This is a genomic window from Paenibacillus sp. FSL K6-2859, assembly GCF_038008265.1.
Lineage (GTDB): Bacteria > Bacillota > Bacilli > Paenibacillales > Paenibacillaceae > Paenibacillus_AQ > Paenibacillus_AQ nitricinens.
This window is the reverse complement of the sequence record NZ_JBBOYU010000001.1, coordinates 1,068,079-1,085,928: the sequence shown is the minus strand read 5'-3', so window position 1 is coordinate 1,085,928 and position 17,850 is coordinate 1,068,079. Positions and strand designations below refer to the sequence as shown.

The 17,850-nt window shown below is 45.6% G+C and carries 14 protein-coding genes and 1 riboswitch; all 14 genes read right to left on the bottom strand.

Going from position 1 to position 17,850, the window contains the following annotated elements:
- Nucleotides 1-7 precede the first annotated feature (7 nt).
- Nucleotides 8-1,519, bottom strand: coding sequence for a glycosyl hydrolase (locus tag MHB64_RS04740; protein ID WP_341133827.1), 1,512 nt, complete (start codon nt 1,517-1,519; stop codon nt 8-10).
- Nucleotides 1,520-1,672: 153 nt separating this feature from the next.
- Nucleotides 1,673-3,223 carry a glycosyl hydrolase gene (locus tag MHB64_RS04735; RefSeq protein ID WP_094871462.1) on the bottom strand — a complete coding sequence of 517 codons (1,551 nt, stop codon included), beginning with the start codon at nt 3,221-3,223 and terminating at the stop codon, nt 1,673-1,675.
- A 12-nt stretch (nt 3,224-3,235) separates the two neighbouring features.
- Nucleotides 3,236-3,315, bottom strand: a riboswitch (cyclic di-GMP riboswitch).
- 136 nt (nt 3,316-3,451) lie between these two features.
- On the bottom strand, nt 3,452-4,825 hold the full coding sequence (locus tag MHB64_RS04730) for a sugar phosphate nucleotidyltransferase (protein ID WP_341133826.1): 1,374 nt from the start codon (nt 4,823-4,825) through the stop codon (nt 3,452-3,454).
- Nucleotides 4,826-5,513: 688 nt separating this feature from the next.
- Complete coding sequence (locus tag MHB64_RS04725) at nt 5,514-6,854, bottom strand: UDP-glucose dehydrogenase family protein (RefSeq protein WP_094871563.1); 1,341 nt, start codon at nt 6,852-6,854, stop codon at nt 5,514-5,516.
- 4 nt (nt 6,855-6,858) lie between these two features.
- Nucleotides 6,859-7,959: a glycosyltransferase gene (locus MHB64_RS04720; protein ID WP_094871562.1), complete on the bottom strand. Its 1,101-nt coding sequence runs from the start codon at nt 7,957-7,959 to the stop codon at nt 6,859-6,861.
- Between the two features lie 61 nt (nt 7,960-8,020).
- On the bottom strand, nt 8,021-9,160 hold the full coding sequence (locus MHB64_RS04715; RefSeq protein ID WP_094871560.1) for a glycosyltransferase family 4 protein: 1,140 nt from the start codon (nt 9,158-9,160) through the stop codon (nt 8,021-8,023).
- Nucleotides 9,160-10,347 carry a glycosyltransferase family 4 protein gene (locus MHB64_RS04710; protein ID WP_094871559.1) on the bottom strand — a complete coding sequence of 396 codons (1,188 nt, stop codon included), beginning with the start codon at nt 10,345-10,347 and terminating at the stop codon, nt 9,160-9,162. The genes MHB64_RS04715 and MHB64_RS04710 overlap by 1 nt, the downstream gene beginning before the upstream one ends.
- On the bottom strand, nt 10,334-11,191 hold the full coding sequence (locus MHB64_RS04705; protein ID WP_094871557.1) for a glycosyltransferase family 2 protein: 858 nt from the start codon (nt 11,189-11,191) through the stop codon (nt 10,334-10,336). Before MHB64_RS04705 ends, MHB64_RS04710 begins: the two co-directional genes overlap by 14 nt.
- Nucleotides 11,192-11,217: 26 nt before the next feature.
- Entirely contained in the window at nt 11,218-12,603 is a 1,386-nt protein-coding gene (locus tag MHB64_RS04700) for an oligosaccharide flippase family protein (protein WP_094871555.1), read from the bottom strand.
- Complete coding sequence (locus tag MHB64_RS04695; protein WP_094875422.1) at nt 12,569-14,047, bottom strand: O-antigen ligase family protein; 1,479 nt, start codon at nt 14,045-14,047, stop codon at nt 12,569-12,571. Before MHB64_RS04695 ends, MHB64_RS04700 begins: the two co-directional genes overlap by 35 nt.
- A complete protein-coding gene (locus MHB64_RS04690) occupies nt 14,044-14,817 on the bottom strand; it encodes a WecB/TagA/CpsF family glycosyltransferase (protein WP_042124436.1) in 774 nt (257 codons plus the stop codon). Before MHB64_RS04690 ends, MHB64_RS04695 begins: the two co-directional genes overlap by 4 nt.
- Nucleotides 14,814-16,160 (bottom strand): O-antigen ligase family protein, encoded by a 1,347-nt coding sequence (locus MHB64_RS04685; RefSeq protein WP_341133825.1) that lies wholly within the window; start codon nt 16,158-16,160, stop codon nt 14,814-14,816. The genes MHB64_RS04690 and MHB64_RS04685 overlap by 4 nt, the downstream gene beginning before the upstream one ends.
- Before the next feature lie 9 nt (nt 16,161-16,169).
- A complete protein-coding gene (locus MHB64_RS04680) occupies nt 16,170-17,105 on the bottom strand; it encodes a glycosyltransferase (protein WP_094871551.1) in 936 nt (311 codons plus the stop codon).
- 25 nt (nt 17,106-17,130) lie between these two features.
- Complete coding sequence (locus MHB64_RS04675; RefSeq protein ID WP_042124430.1) at nt 17,131-17,823, bottom strand: sugar transferase; 693 nt, start codon at nt 17,821-17,823, stop codon at nt 17,131-17,133.
- Nucleotides 17,824-17,850: the final 27 nt, after the last annotated feature.

Genomic DNA, 17,850 nt, shown 5'->3' with positions numbered 1-17,850 from the left:
CATTAGATTAAGGAAGGAACAATGCTCCTTGTGGAATTACCTGCTGCTTCTGGCTTGAACTCTCCCACAGTAAACGAAGATTGGCATCTCCTTCATTCTCATAAAATTCAATTTGGATATCATAAAGCGTTCCAGCTGTGAGCGGGATACTTCCTTTATGAAGGGTTGCACTTTGATTGTTCCAATTGTCGATGATCAGCTTTCCGTCAATCCAGACACGGACTCCATCATCAGAGGATGCCGAAATCGTATATTTTTCACTGAATTTAGGCTTGAGCTTCCCTTTCCAGCGTACAGAAAAACGATCTTCATTTATCTCCGGGGCAGGTGACCCGCCATGCCAATTAAAATCAATCTTACGGTCATCGCGGATAAGTACCGCTTCTCCCTCTAAATCTGTATTGTTATAGTATTCTCCAGTTAAACCCGTTGGCGTTACCGGAGCTGTCGAAGGGCCTCCTGATGTGAGAACGTAATCCTCTCTCGATACTATAAACGATTCATTCATAAAGCTTTTAATTGACTGTAGCGTATTATTTTCTGTCAGTAATTTTCCCCAAGTCATCATATAGACCCATTTATTTTGTTTCTCGGTTAATATTTCCGGGTTCGGCAGCTGTCCGCTCTCCCCGATTCCGATAGGTTTACCTTCAGCAAGTGCAAGCAGATCCTCATAGTAGGACTGCTTATAATCGTTATTGTAGATATCCGCAGCCAGAACATCGAGTTTATCCGCATCGGGATAATATGCAGCATATGGATCTGCCCATTCATTCGGTGCATTTGGATTCCACACCCACAGTAGATTATTTAGCTTGTGTGTGTTTACAAAACGATCATAGACAATATTCCAAAGCGCTGAAAAATTGTCCTTTTTCCCCCACCAAAACCAACCGCCGTTCATTTCATGGTAAGGTCGCCATAAGACTGGAACTCCGGCATCACGCAGCTGTTCTAAATATCCAGCGATCTCGTCTAGATCAGAAATAAGACGCTTATACTGAGCCGTCCCAGGCGTAACATAAGCATTAAACTTTTCTTGACTGAGACTTCTGTTTACATTGGACCATTCTGGAGATGTCCCCGGCAAACTCTGATGGAATGTCATGGCTACAATGCCACCCTCTTGATGCCACTCAATTGCACTGTCAATAACAGCTTGCCGCTGTTCTGCGATCGTCCCCTTGGATTGATTATTAATCGCCCCTAATTCATAACCATGTAAAACGGCATTCTGTCCCGAAGTATTTTTCAGCTTATGAACCAGTTCATCTGGGCTTTCTAGATAATCATGCTGGCCGGACAGGATTCCTTTGCCACGTAGATTCACCAAATTACTCAGCAGTTGCTTGGCTTCTTCAGAAGCTGATGGATTGCTTGGTATAGCCGGAGGTAGAGAGGAAGAAACACTCATAGCCTTCGGAAGACTCCTAACCTCTCCCCAAGGCAGCAAGGAAAAAATAATAAACACCGGTAATATAGTAAACAACAATCTGTTTTGCTTATAATATTTACGCAAATAAATCCTCCTTTCGGTAGCTGTACTGCCTCCACAGGTAATAAATGAACATACCTGTTATCGGACAATCGTCTTCTGACCTAATGAGGACTATAGCTTAGTAGCTCTGCAATAACGCAGAGCTACTAAGGATCGACCTTTAATTTTCATCAATCAGGAGACATCCGGAAGAAAAAGTGCACTTGCTGGAACTGTCTCTTTAGCTTGACTAGCACTTTCCCACATCAAGCGGACTCTCGCATCGCCTTCATTCTCGTAATACTCCACCTTGATATCGTATAGCTGGCCAGCCGTCAGCGTTATGGTGCCCTTACGCTCAGTACCACTTTGCTTAGTCCAGCTATCAATCACAGATTCCCCATTCACCCAGACACGGATGCCATCATCTGAGGTAGTGTAAAATGTATATTGCTCTTCATATAATGGCTTAATTTTACCGCTCCAACGTATGGAGAAACGATCAATCCCGAGGGCGGCATCCGGCGATCCTAGCCGCCAATTGAAATCGATCATCGCATCTGTTCTAGTAAGAGCTGCTGCTCCCGACAGCTGGATGTTGTTATAATATTCTCCTGCAAGCCCCTTCGCAAGAGGAATTGCTGCCTCTCCCTCTTCTTCGGAAGGTGCCGGCGCTGGAGCAGCGCTAGGTTTCGGTACCAGACTAGTATTTAATTTATCTCTAGTCAGGGTATAGTTGCTATTCATAAAAGTTTTGATTGTGTCTGCACTGTTATTATCGTAAAGCATTTTTCCCCAGCTCATCATATACGTCCATTTACTTTGCGATTGCTGTAGCTTCTCCAGATTAGGTACTTCACCATTCTCCCCGATCGCAATCGGTTTGCCAGCGGCTAGACTCAACAAGCTATCATAGTATTTTTGCTGGTAATCATTTTCGTATATATCTGCTGCCAGAATATCTACTTTATCTGCTCCTGGATAAGTTGACGCATAAGGATCTGACCAAACATTCGGAGCATTCGGACTCCATACCCATAACAAATTATTTAATTTATGAACGTTAACAAAACGGTCATACATAACATTCCAAAGTTTTGAAAAGTTGTTTTTCTTCCCCCACCAGAACCAGTTTCCGTTCATTTCATGATAGGGTCTCCAAAGTACCGGAACGTTGGCATCACGTAAGCTCTTTAGGGAGACCGCTACCTTATCAAGTTCAGCGATCAGACTGTTATATTGCTTGGTACCCGGTGTAACGTAACTATCGAACTCACTTTGGCTAAGCGTTTTTTTCACATTACCCCAGTCATAAGCGGTGCCTGGCAGGTTAGCATGAAAAGTCATAGCTACGATCCCGCCCGCTTTATTCCAGTTGATGGCGCTGTTCACCACATTTTGACGCTGCCAGGCCATCGTTCCTTCGGACTGGCCACTGATCGCGCCCAGTTCATAACCGTGAAGAGCTGCGTACTGTCCGCTTGTTCCCTTCAGCATATTGTTAATTTCATCTGGACTTTCTAAATAGTCATGTTGACCAGCAATAATACCTTTTCCTGAAATCGAGTAAAGATAGTTAAGCAGCTTTACGGCTTCGGGTGAGGCTCCTGGGGTAACTGGCGTACCAGAATTTGAAGCAGCTATGACAACAGACGGCGAAATTCCAACAGTAAGCGGAAGTGCAGTCAGAAACAGGACGAGTGACAGAAATGCGCCAAATAATCGATACGTACGGTAAGCTTTCAAAATAATCTCCCTTTCGGTAGCCAGGCTGCCACTCTTTCGAAGGCCCTATAGCTTTGCGTCCCTACCTTTCGATAGGTTTGCCTTTTCAATTTAAGAGAAATAATCTCTCTTACCGTAAGTATCGACGACAATTAATGATATATTTAGTGTTTTTATGACTTTTTTTGATAATTGAGTCAATTTACCTGTTTAAAGAAATTTCAGATTGGTTAAATAGATAGGTTAGACCTATGAAATGAATTGTTGTAGTTCTATATCATTCCAGTCTAAAGTAATACGAATATTATCTTCTTCTACTAACTCAGAACCCGTCTGTACCTCTATAAACTCAACATCCGTCAAAGCAAGGATCGCGTGCTTCGTTCCTTCCGGGATACGTACCACGTCCCCAGCCTTCACATTATGTTTCTTCTCATTCAGCACAATACTTGCTTCGCCGCTGACGATTGTCCAAATTTCACTACGCTTGCGATGTAATTGATAGCTGATATTATTCCCCTCGGATATAAAAATCCGTTTGGTCAGCACTTCATTACCCTCGTCGTATTTCACATAATCAATAACTTTGTAATGACCCCAGCGGCGTTCCTCATACATCGGTCTCTGTTCAAAGGTCTTCAGCACTTCTTTAATCCGTGGGCTCTCCGCTTTATGGGTAACCAGAATACCATCCGGGCTAGCCGCGATGATCAGATCCTTCGCACCAATTACCGTAATCGGAATATCCAGCTCATTAATCAAGCAAGTCCCCTCAGAATCCGCCGTCACAAAACCTTTTCCTACATGCTTGCTGCTCATTTCCTCTGTCAGCGTATTCCAAGTTCCAAGATCCTTCCAGAATCCATCATAAGGCTGCACCACAATATGTTCTTCTTTCTCCACCACCTCATAATCAAAGCTGATGGAAGACAATAGCTTATACTGCTTCTGCAATTCTTCATATCCTAAAGGCAACCCTTTACGCTGCAAAATATCTAACAAGTAGCCTAAACGGAAGGCAAACACTCCGCAATTCCACAATGCATTTTGTTCGATGAGCTGTTCTGCTTGTATGCGGTCTGGTTTCTCTTGAAAGTGACTCACCTTCATAAAACCATTCCCCCCCGCCTCTTCAGTGGTAGGAATGATATATCCGTATTTCTCTGAGGCATGTTCAGGAACAACACCCATTAGTGCCAGATTTGCTCCGCTTTCCAGCATGGTCCCCTCAAGCATAGCTATGGTATCGAAAAAGGATGCTTCTACATAAGGATCAACAGGCAAAATGGCTATCGTCTCCGCTGGAGAAACACCTGCAACCGAATAAAGATAGGTAGCTGTTAAGGCGATGGCCGGAAAAGTATCCCTACGCTCCGGTTCAACGATAATCGGCACATGACTTCCCAGTTGGCTTTGTATCATTTCTACTTGACCGCGGCCGGTGGCCAGATAAGATGATTCTGCCATCCCAGCTTCCTCCAGCTGTCTCCAGACACGTTGTACCATGGATTCCGGTTCACCTTGAGGGCTTTCAAGTACCTTTAGAAATTGCTTTGAACGTGAGTCGTTGGACAACGGCCATAACCGTTTACCTGAGCCGCCTGATAGAAGTATCATTTTCATAGAATGAACCCTCCTTGAATTATGGAAATCGAGCATAATTGAATTGTTATCAAAACGTCAGCTTCCGCTTAGCCTTATTTCGAGCGGATGCATTAAAAAAATTTATTAGGTATGAACCACTCCAAGGGATTTTGGACTTCCGATCGCTGTTATCCTCAGATTTCCTGATTTGAACCGCCGCCAGCGGTAGAAATCCGAGGATAGCATATGCTTTCGAAGCTAGCTTTCCTACGGAAATCTTTCGGGCGAACACTCCGTTTCTACAGTTCCAAATTCCCTTTCCGTTCTTTACCTAACCAACTTCCTCTAAATGCTTGAACCGTACTGCACCGGGCTGTACCAGCCGGAAGGCAGCACGTTTTTCTAAAGATTTGCTTCTGCTCCTATGGAGGCAGCAGCCAACGCAAGTACTACTACAACAACAAGGTTATCTGCCACTGCGATAAACAATCAGAGTACACTAACTATATAAATTGCTTAGAAACTTAAAATAAGGGAACGAAGTGGCGGAGGAGAATTTTGGAACTGGAGGAGCGATAGCGTCCGCCTTTGTCTGCGGATTTCTACCGCTATTAGCGGTTAAAATCAGGAAATCTGCAGACAACAGCGGCCGGAAGTCCAAACATTCTATGGAGTCACGCCTCATCCCTAAATAGAAAAATCACAAGTTCAATCTATATAACTTAGATTAAACCGCTCCAGCCACACTAGCAGAATAACCGCTCAATCCACCCATCTGCGGGCGGCCGACAGAATGATAAACGAGGCCGGTACCCTCGATTTGCTCCTTGGAATACACATTCCGCCCATCGATCAGCACCCCATTACGCATGCTTTTCGCCAGCTGATGCAGATCAATGTCCTTGAGCAGGCTCCAATCGGTCAAAAGACATACGGCATCGCTGCCCTCGGCCGCTTCCTCTGGCAGATGACACCAGCGAAGCTGTGGATGATCATATTGCTGCCTGAAATTTGGAGCTGCGATTGGATCATATAGTTTGACTGTTGCCCCTTCAGCCACCAGTGCCTCAACAATCTCTCTGGCTGGAGCTTCGCGGACATCATCAGTATTAGGCTTAAAGGCAAGCCCCCATATCCCAATCGTCGAACCGTGCAGGCTGCCAAGTGATTCATGCAGCTTGGAGATGATCATAAACCGTTGTCCCTTGTTCACTTCGACTACAGATTTCAATAATTTGAATTCGTAATCGACGTTGCCCGCGATTTGAATGAGCGCATTAGTGTCTTTCGGGAAACAGGAGCCTCCATAACCGATACCAGCCTGCAGGAAGGATGACCCGATTCTTTGGTCCATACCCATTCCTTCAGCTACCTCGGTTACATCAGCTCCCACTTTTTCACAAATATTGGCGATCTCATTAATAAAGGAGATCTTTGTGGCCAAAAATGCATTCGAAGCATATTTGATCATTTCAGCACTGCGTATATCTGTTACAAATACATTTTCTGTGAAACCCTTATGAAGCTCGCGCATGGTTTGTTCCAGCTCTGGATTATCAAGGCCAATAACAATTCTATCGGGATGGAGGGTATCGCGAATCGCTGACCCTTCACGTAAAAACTCAGGTGCTGACACGATATCAAAAGAATGATGGGTATACTTAGAGAGCATTTGGGAGATTTTTTCATTTGTCCCTACGGGTACTGTAGATTTAGTCATTATAATTTTGTACCCCTCCATCGCTTTAGCGATTTCAGCAGCTGCACCCTCAATGTAGGTTAAGTCTGCTTCACCATTAGGCAGCGATGGCGTACCTACAGCAAGAATGATGATATCTGAACGCCGCACCGAGTCCTGAAGATCCGCAGAAAAAGATAACCGTTCCTCTCGAAGATTCAGTTCAATCATTTCCTCAATTCCCGGCTCATAAATGGGCGATTCCATCTGTTTCAGCTTCTTAATCTTTTCCTCGTCCTTATCCACACAGATAACATGATGTCCGCTCAGTGCAAAGCATACGCCAGATACAAGACCCACATACCCAGTCCCGATTACTGTCAGCTTCATACAATCATCCTCCTTTTAGAAAATTGACGTAGGCCTGCTCAACATACTGCTTGAACTTAACCATGAACGCCTGCTCATCGAATTTACGTGCATGCTCCATAATTTGATCAATATCCCAAGCGTAGGACTCTACCTCATAAATAGCCTTAAGCAGATCCTCCACTTCTTGATGCTGAAAGAACACACCATTTACATAAGGAATAATAGTATCTAGTGCCCCGCCTGCTTGATAAGCGATTACTGGTCTTCCGGCCGCGTTCGCTTCCAGCGGTGTAATTCCAAAGTCCTCTTCTCCTGGAAAAATAAATGCCCGACACTGTGCCATCATTCCAGTCACTTGCTCATCTTCTAGCCGGCCCAGAAACGATACATTATCCTTAGCCATGCCTTCGAGACGCTTGCGATCCGGTCCATCCCCTACGATATAAAGCTTAAGACCGTTGCGGTTAAAAGCCTCCACTGCCAGATCAATCCGCTTGTAGGAAACAAGCCGAGATACTATTAAATAATAGTCACCAATGGTAGAAGAGCTTGTAAACCGGGCAGTATTAATCGGTGGAAATATGACATCGGCATCCCGGTGATAATAATTCTGAATCCTCGTCTTCACAACTGAAGAATTGGCTACGAACTGATTCACATTTTTGGAAGTCCGCTGGTCCCACGTTTTGAGCTGCTGCATGTATACCTTAAGCATTTTTTTGAATAGCCCGGAATTCGACTGACGTTCCATGTAGGTGTCATAATCCCATGCGAAGCGCATAGGCGTATGGCAGTAACAAAGATGAAACGTGTGTTTAGGAACTTCAATACTTTTCATAAAAGCACTGCTGGAACTCAGGACGATATCGAAACCGCGAAAGTCCAAATCACGGATGGCCATTGGATAAAGTGGCAGCACCCCTTTAAAATTGGTCTTTACCCCCGGAATCTTTTGCAGCCAGGAGGCACGGATATCCGCATCTTTGAGATTGTCAGTAAGGCGGCTTCCGTTAAAAACCGTTGTGTAGATTGGAGCCTCGGGATACATGTGATGAAAGACTTCCACCACTCTTTCCGCGCCGCCCATTTGGATTAAGTAATCGTGTGCTATCGCAATTTTCATGTGAATCATCCTCAAAGTTTTATGGAGCATCATCTTCAGAATTACCGCGTCATCTCATCTGTCAGGTGCCCGCCAACAAACCTTTATAGTAGTCAACGATGTCCTTGACCGTATTCTCGATAACAAAATGCTCTTTCACTCGTTTCATCCCATTGTCCGCCATCCGCCGTCTTTCCTCTGGGTGATCTAGCATCCATTTAATGGAGTCTGCCAGTATCACCGCGTCACCAGGCTCTATCAGTAGTCCCGTCTCACCTTGAACTACAATTTCTACCGGCCCGCCTTCATTGGAGGCGATCACCGGTAATCCCGCTGCCATTCCTTCAACGATAACTTGGCCAAAAGGCTCAGGAGTTACCGAAGTGTGAATCAGTAAATCAGCAGTATTCATAAGGCCTTGAATATCATCTACATGCCCTAGCATGCTTACATTCGTAAGCTCGTCGTTTTTTATCTTTTGAAGCAATTCCTGCTTATAAGCCTCTTCTCCAAACAGCGCGTCTCCGGCTAGCCAGAACTTTACACGAGGTTCGTTCTTAAAGCTTTTTGCGGCTTCCAGCACAATATGCTGACCTTTCCAATGCGCTAATCGGCCAACTAGCAATACGTTAAAAGCTTTCTGGTCCCGTATGCCGATCCCATTACCAATCGCTTTAGCGAAAGCAGAGTATACGACCAGCGTTTTTTTCGAACGTGGCAGCTCCAAAGCATTCAGCGTAGAATGTGAATTCGCAATGACTCCATTGGGGAGCAGACGCGACAGCAAACGAATTCCTTTGGCAACGATCGGCTTTAAATAAGGGGCACCAATATGATCCCGGATGTGCCATATCAATGGAACGCCTGCTATTTTTGCAGCGATGGCCCCGTATAATGCAGATTTCAGAGAATTGGTGTGCACGCAATCTACCTTCTCCGCTTTTAAGAGCGGCGCAAGCTTTCGACCATAAGCCAATAGCTTAAAGGCTGCAGCAGGTGCTCCCAAGTTGACGGCATTTCTACCACGACTTCTGATGCTCTCATCCAGCGGAATAATACGGACATCCATCCCCTTTTCACGCAGCCGTTCAGCCAGTGCACCATCCTCAGCCAGGATTACAAGTGGATCAATCTGTTCTCCAATATGAGTAAGGATGTTAAACAGGGCAACTTCTCCACCACTCCATTTAGCAGTGTGATCTATATAGGCCACTCTAAGCATTACGTGGTCACCTCCTCTCCTAAAGCTTGCAGGAACACAGATTCTATTTGATCCGTAACTTGCTCCCAGGTATATCTCTTCAGTACATGCTCTCTACATTCATCCCGGCTCGGAAGCAGCTTTCGATTGCTAAGCATATGGATCATGCCTTCGGCCATGTGATCACTACTTGAGCTCTTAAATAGCAATTCCGGCCGGAAGCCTTGCAAAATTTCCCTATTGCCGCCAATCGGCGTAGCCATCACTGGCAATCCTGAAGATAAGGCTTCAACAGTAATTAAACCAAAGCCCTCCAATGCCTGTGAGGGAACCACGAACAGGTCCGCTGCCTGATAATAAGAGGCTAGTTCATGATCGGGAATGTAGCCTAGCAGTCTTACCTTGTTGCTTAAGCCATAGTCGGCGATCTTTTCTTCCAATTCCCCTCGCAGCGGCCCTTTACCACCAATCAGCAGAATCGCATTCGGGAAACGCTCCGCAACTTGCTTCCAGGCTTCGAGCAGCTGGAGTAGTCCCATCCGATTGACCAACCGCCGGACAGTCAATACGGTTGTTGCTCCCTCAGGTAAATTCAAGGTTCGACGAATCGCCAAGCGATTCGTAGCGGGAATAAAACGTTCCACATTAGCTGCTCCTGGAATCACTATAATTTTGTGTAGTGGCACTCCGTGAAGCTTATGGAGAATATCGCGGAACGTCTCACTAAGCACGATGAATTTATCCGCTAGTTTATAGGCTCTATGTTCAATGGATTTGGCGATGGTTGTTTTGACCCGGTGCTTAATGCCTTGGCCTTCGATTTTCATTTCTTCATTCCATGGGCCATGAAAAGTCATCACTACAGGAATCCCGCGTTTCTTTGCTTCCAGGGCTGGACCAATACCATAAGGAGCAAAGTGAGTGTATAAAATATCTATACGGCCACTGCCCTCCCCCATCAGATCGGCCGCCTTACGCTGGAAGGCATCCTTACGTTTCCAGATCCCATCTTTTGGATCTCCTGCATTGTGAATAATCAATTCCTCAGGGGTAGCAGGCGTTTCTTGACTACAAATCAGCGCATGCACCCGATTACGTGAGGAGAGCTGCTCGCAAACGGATTTGAAATACGTGTTAAGCCCACCCGGCTGTAGCGACGGCCAGCTAAGGCCTGTCGTCATAATGTTCAATCCGTCACTGTACGGCATAGCTTCTCTCTCCTTTATTCTCTTTCTCGGTCTGACTCGTCTTCGCATTGTGCAGAGTCAGCTTTCCCGATCTAATTAATTCGTAATGCTTGAAGCCGACCATGAATTCATACATGACCCAGAATACGGATACACCGAAACCTGACATTCCCTTCTTGAACAACCCGTGTAAGAAATACTTTTGCAGGAAACGGGCTGGTGGCCTTAACAGCAGATGACTGACCCGAAATCGTTTGCCCTTGGCATACGCACTTTCAGCTTCCAAGTCAGTGTACTTATTGAAACGTGCCACATGATCGTTAATACTGCGGTAACCATAATGCCAGAGGGTTCCTGTCAAACGTATGGTTCGCTCTTCAGAGACCTCGGGCATCTCGTGCACCAAGCTATTTCGAATTCCATACGCTTTGCGGTTGTAAAGTCGCACTAGATATTCGCCACGATCCAGCCATCGGCCCATAAAATCACCGATCCTGTAGATAGAATAGGCAACCGATTGATCCATAAGCCCCGGTTTCAGTTCAAGAATACTTGCGGCCAATTCGTCGCTGACCACTTCGTCAGTATCAATAAGGAAGACCCAATCATGAACCGCGCGTTCTACTCCGAACTCCCTCTGTTTCGCATATCCGGGCCAAGGGTTGACGTACACACGACAATTCAAGCTTTCAGAAAGCTGTACTGTCCCGTCTTTGCTGCCTCCGTCAATCACAACCACCTCGTCGGCGAATAACCTGCAGGATTGTATGGCCTTAGATATTCGAACTTCGTCATCCTGAGCGATGATGACAGCCGATATTGGATAATTGCCTTGGCCGCCTACCACGCTTTTTACTGAATCCATGAAGGTTTCCTCCTTTATCTTTCGCATTATCCATTCATATCCATAGGTTTCTTGCGAATGTAAGAATTCATCGTCGTCTTCATCCACTGAATGTCCTCCCGGGTAATGAGCAGCCGGGGAAGTTTAACTTTTAAGGTGTACTTTATATTGAGAACAATGAAGAAGAATCGCAGGATTGCTGATGACAACATCGCTATCCCTGCTCCGAGCAAGCCAAATTTAGGGATGAGCAGGAACAACATCGGGATAACCAAGAGTAAGCCAAAACCTTGAAGCATCGAAACCACTTTTGGCTTGCCTAGCGCCATAAAGGCCTGCGCCAGAATGATCGTCCCTCCGCTAATGGTCACTTCAAGAAGCAATAAGCGAAACACAGTTAATGCCGCGTTGAAATCTTTGCCGTACATCAGCGGAATCACTAAAGGGGCTAAGAGCATCAGGACTACTCCGCCAAGCATGGTGAAGGTCGTGCTAATTCGAAAGGCTTTGAATGTTAGCTCTACCGCCTGTTCTTTTGACAACTCAGAAGCCTTGGGAAAGAGTACGATGGTAATCGAGCTTGAGAAAAAATTAACCATCCGTGACAGACTCACTGCCACTACATACAGCCCCAAATCAGCAGGTCTTAACAGGCCGGCAATCACAATCTGATCGATATAGTAAGAGAAATTACCAAGCAAATCATTGCCGTAAGAACCTAGCCCATAAGTGAACAATCTTTTTAAATTCTGAAAGGCTCCTTTCATCTTCACCTTATAGGTGCGCAGCAAGGAAATCATCATTCCAATAAACACCGGGGCTCCTGGAAGGAGATAGGCTACTGCAGTTGTAAAAGGATTCATCTGATCCAGTGCGATCAATATTCCGATTATCGTCAGTGTAAGCAACGGGACTAGATAACGAATCCAATTAAACCTCTTGTATTCTCCTCTGAATTGAAAGGCTGCATTGTTAATTTGAGAGATTACTATAATTGGACACAGAATCATTGACCACTGGGCAAAGCTCACAACCTCCGGACTGAAGGATTTCAGCCAATAGGGCAAGACCACGATACCTATAATCATGGCTATGACCCCGAAAATAATACCGAGCAGCAAGGCCATTCGATAAAGCACTCCGGCATCCTCCGGATTTTTCTTAGCGTTATAGATCAGAGCTGACGGAATACCAAAGCTCATGCTGAACGCCAGAAACTGTGACCAGTTAATCATTGCCGTCTGTTCCCCACGTCCTGCCGGTCCAAGATAACGGGCAGTCAGTACACCCGTTAACATGTTAATCAGTAAGATCATTACACTGACAAACATAGTTTTTACGGCTGCCGAGCTGTTGTCCTTACTTTTGGCGAACAGTCTAAAGGATGACCAGATTGTTCTAGTGGGGAGAGATTTTGCATTCAACTGCTGCATACGGTGTTCCCTTCCTTCTACTTTGAGTAATCTCCCTTGCGCTGAGGCCAAGACCGATCAGCATCCAGATTAAGTATCCCTTGAGTCCGGGAAACCCATTATCTGAAACCAGACTGACAATCGCACCAGTCCAAGTAGCTAACGCAAGTCGGGCGTATGGCTGCAATTTGTCCTTGCTGATTACTCTAGCAAATATCTGTTTGACAACTGCGCCTAAAGCTCCGAAGAAGAAAACAGCACCCAGAACACCAAAGGTAAGCAGTAAAGCGATAACTCCGTTATCCATAATTCCGTATTCTCCAAGCTCGCCGCCGTTGCCAAGCTTAGTCCCTTGGCCGACACTGCCAATTCCCTGACCTACTGGATTGGCGGCGACCATCGGCAGCATGTTTTGCCATAAGCTTAGCCGTTCATTATAAGAGTGATCTTCCTGAACAGAAGAAAGCGTCTCTACCCGAGCAACCAGTCCTTCGGCGCCAGGCAATTTCGGCACAACCCAGAACAACGCCGCAGCCACAAAAACTAATTGGATCAAGGTTTTCCACTTTCCCTTAGAGGGAGAGGTTCCAATGTACATGAGCAGCATCACCAGTAGAATCAGCCATGCCGCTCGTACTAAAGTAGTCAGCAGGCAGATTACAACTAGCAGAACGCCGATCCAGCGCAATGTTCCCCGCCATTTTTTCTCCAGTATCATCGGAACTAAAGCAAACGCTAAGAATGTTGCAGCTGGTCCGGGCGAATTCAGCGTAGAGAACACTCGGATTTCCAATGGATATGGATTTCCGATGGACATCATATCCGCATGTTTCATCCAGAACACATCCCAAGGTGGCACTGTCAAATACTGAACAATCCCATAAATGGCAACCAGGACCGCAATATTGGCAAAAGCGGTAAGCAGCCGGTCGATATCCTTCGGCTTGAACTTTGTAACGGCAAAGTACGGCAATAGCAGCAGGGGCACAATATAATTCGCTAAGTCATAAACTGAGCCCATGCCATTCTTGGCCAAGCCAATTAAAGCTCCATAACCTAGCGCAACTGCGAACAGCAGCATGATCCGCGTAGAGGCTTTTTGAATATTGTGAATCTCCCTCAGCAGCGGAATAATTAAGGTTACGCCGGTTAACAAGGGGGCTAAACTTAGCAGTGATACAGAGTGATAGACTCCTTCTGACCAGTCAGCAATGCGGCGCAGCTCTGGAGCGACAGCCCAGATTAACAAGGTATAAGCAACCAGCATTTTCGGTCTAAGTATGGCTAGCAAGAAAGCTGGAAATAGGATAGCTGAGAGAATGGCTCCCTGCAGACTGTTCGATGAACTCAGCATCGCACTGGAGAAGCCGATGATCAGCGGAAGAGAGACACCTATAGCCGCAGCTCCCCCTAGTACTCCAGCTGTCTTGATAAACCTAAGTGATGGGGGCGTAAATACACTCATTCCAAGCCTCCTTCCTTCACCTTATCCCGCTTACGCAGTTCCTTAAGTAATAAAAGTAGAAATTGTGCATCGTCCACAAGATACCTTTTCCAGAGCCGGCCCGGCTCCTGGCTAAGCCGCCAGAACCATTCGAACCCTGTTTTTTGCATGAAGCTAGGCGCTCGTTTCACTGAGCCTGACAGAAAATCAAAGGTCGCTCCCACTCCGATCGATATCGGAGCTTGATAAGAGGTATAGTGGCGGTAAATCCACTTTTCTTGCTTAGGAGCTCCTACACCAACAAACACGATATCTGGCTGGCACTCTGTCAGCATTTCTATAATGCGTTCATTCTCTTCCTCATTGTGCTCGAATCCATAGGATGGAGAATAACAGCCAACTACATTTATTCCGGGATGCGCTGTTTTCAAATTCATCGCTGCCCGTTCCGCCACGCCTTCAGCTGAGCCTAAGAAGAACAGCCGGTACTTCCTTTGCTCAAAGGCGTTGCCCAATCGATTAAATAGATCCGCACCGGATACCTTCTGCTTAAGCGGCTTGCCTAGCATTTTGGATGCCCAGATCAGTGGCATTCCATCAGCAACAACTGCGCCTGCCTTCGAATATACCGTTTGAAATTCTTTATCCTTACGAAGCTTGATCACATGATCTACATTGCAAGTGAGGATATATGACTGATTCCTCTCCTGAATGGTTTTATCAATGTAATCAAGCAAATCCATAAAATCATAGTTATCAAAATTGACATCGAACATATTCACTTGATTCATCGTATCACTTCTTTTTGTGGGGAATCGGTTGGCTGTGAAGATCGATACAGGCAGTTCAGGTACCAACAGAACGGAATAATAAATTGGACCGTCGACAGCGTGTTATCGGAGAATGAGTAGATTAAAAACGCTGCAATAAATAACAGATAATAAGGTTTGATCGGCGGAGCCAATGCTCTGTACACCAGAATAAATACAGCCAATAAAGAGAACATCAACAGAATAGAGCCAATATATCCCCCATCGAAGTAAAAGCGGATATACTCGTTATGCGGAACTACAAAACCCTTATACAATGATCCATCATTTGCTACCGTCACTGCTCCAAGCCCTCTACCAGACCAAGGAGAGTCCGCAGCCTTGTTTAAGAAATACTCCCATGCCTCTGACCTTCCTGATAAATCAACAGCCGTATCTGTCTGTCTCTCAAAGGAACGTTTCTCAAAATTATCGAGCTGCCAGAAGACGGCGACCATAATCAGGAAAAATGCACCCATTAACGGAATTAGCAGATAGGTTCTGCCCTTCAAATATTGGCGAAGAATATCATAGAAGTAATAGAGTACGGTAAGTCCAAGTGCCAATATAGGTCCTCTTGTTCCTGTTCCAATCAAGATAAAGAAATTTAGAACTAACATGATATAGAAAAAGCGTGCATGCTGCGGATTCCGCTTCACCTCTATAAATGGAATCGCGACTCCCATAAAGGCCAGCATCGCTAGATGCGAAGGAATATTAGCTCCCTGAATCCGTACAGCGCCTGTATACTCGATGTTGAGAAAATTATGAACATGCGCAAGCTGCAGCAACAAACCAACCACTACACTAACAAAGGGAAGCATACAGATAATCTTGATTTGCAGCTCGGCTACATCCTTTTTCCAGTTGATAAGTAAAAATACGAATGGAATTGATAGACCGATAAAAGCTTTAACTGCAATGGATGAGGTCATTTCCGGCAGCCAGATCGAAGATCCAAAGGTAATCACCAGCAGTGCTAACATTGCCCACAGGGGGTGACTCAGACGAAACCGCAAACCATTGACCAGAATACAAGGAACAAGCAGCATCACGATTACCAATTTATAAAGTGACAATATCTCCATTCCGAACATGCTGCCATCATATAAAAAGTTAATCGATATTGCCGTCGTGATGAGAACGAAATAACTGATCAGTTCAGGCCGTGAAATCGAGATTCCCAGCAATATAATCAGAAGCACGGCAGCTATCGCAATCATCGGCTGGTAGATGACCGCCGTTCCAAAGAACAGGGCCGACATGAGATAGAGCATCCCGTATGGCAAAACATTTAATTTGGAGCCCCACTCAAAATTAGTCATGTTAATCCCTCACCCCGCTGCGGAATGCCTCTCCCGATTAAGAATCATATGAAGCGTTCCACGAATACTCTCCAGCCTGCATTTGTTCAAAAGCCTTCTTCCTTTGCTTCTTGAGAGAATAGAATCAGCCAGGATATACACGAGCTTAGCAGCTGTCTTTCCCACTAGAATTAGCTTGCCTTTTAACCCTTCGCTTTTCATAGCGTTAGAGATACCTTGGCTATAATAGCGCCTCATAATCCAGTCTTCCGTCAACCGAGCTGCCGGAACGAAATGGTCAACCGCCATTTCCGGATGATAGAGGATGGAATGTCCCTCTTTTTGAATCTGTCCGAATAACCAGGTCTCTTCACCTGAGAGTAGAGAATCACCCTTTCTTCCCAGATCTAGGGGAAAAAGACTGATGTCGAATACGAGCTTCCGCATCGCCATATTGGCCCCACAAGGATGAAGCTGCTTGGGATATTCCTTAATCCGGTTACCTAAATCAACAATGGTGTACGGAAGCTCAAAGGGTTTAATCAACCAGTCCGGACGTTTACTTTCGAATATAGGCGCGATTTTGCCTCCCATAGCCATGACCTCCGGTTTACTCTCGAAAGTACTGACAATCGTTGTAATCCATCGCTGGCAAGGTATCGCATCATCATCGAGAAAGGCAATCAGCGGTGATTTGGAGGCCAGAATCCCTGTATTTCTAGCCGCTGAAAGCCCCTGCATAGGCTCCATCATGTAGCGGATATCCACATCAGCTCCATGCTTTCCTATAAACTTTTTGACGCACGCTTCTGTATCATCCTTGGAACAGTTATCCACAACAATGATCTCCGCCTGTTCTAAGTGATCCAGCTTTAAAAGTGACTGAAGCGTCTTGATCAATAAAGGTGCTCTGTTGTAGGTACAGATGATAATGGAAAGCTTAGGAACGTCTCCGTATTCACGCATCGGCATTCACCTAATTTCCACATTATTAATAAGCATCTTTTGAACCGAGTAACATCAGTCCGGTTTTAGCAATGATTTTTAGATCCAGCATGGTGCTCCGAATATGGATGTAGGTTAAATCCAGCTGTACCATTTCGTCGAAACCGACACTGTTTCGGGCATTCACTTGCCAATATCCGGTACAACCTGGTGTAACCGTCAAACGCTGTTTGTCATATTCCGTATACTGAGCCACCTCTTCTGGCAGCGGAGGACGAGGACCGACCAGACTCATTTGACCTATTAGCACATTCCACAGCTGAGGCAGCTCATCGATGCTCGTCTTGCGCAGGAATCTCCCTATCTGTGTGATCCGCGGATCGTTCTTAATCTTGAACATGGCACCGCTCACTTCGTTATAAGCCATCAGGTTTTCTTTTAACTCTTCAGCGTTACTAACCATGGATCTGAACTTATACATCGGGAACTGCTTTTCATTCTTCCCAACCCGGTTTTGCCGAAAGAACACCTTTCCTTTCGGATCCTCCAGCTTGATCAGAATCGCCACGACAACAAATAATGGCATTAACACGAGAAGACCAAGAGCGGAAAAAAAGATATCGATCATCCGTTTCATTATCAAATAGGACTCCGCTTCTTTCCTTCTCTCATCGGTATGCAGCATGTAAAGTTTCGGCAGGACCGCCTCGTAGTCTTCCGGCAGTTTTTGCATGCTCATCCTCCTCATCTAAAATTTTGCGAACTC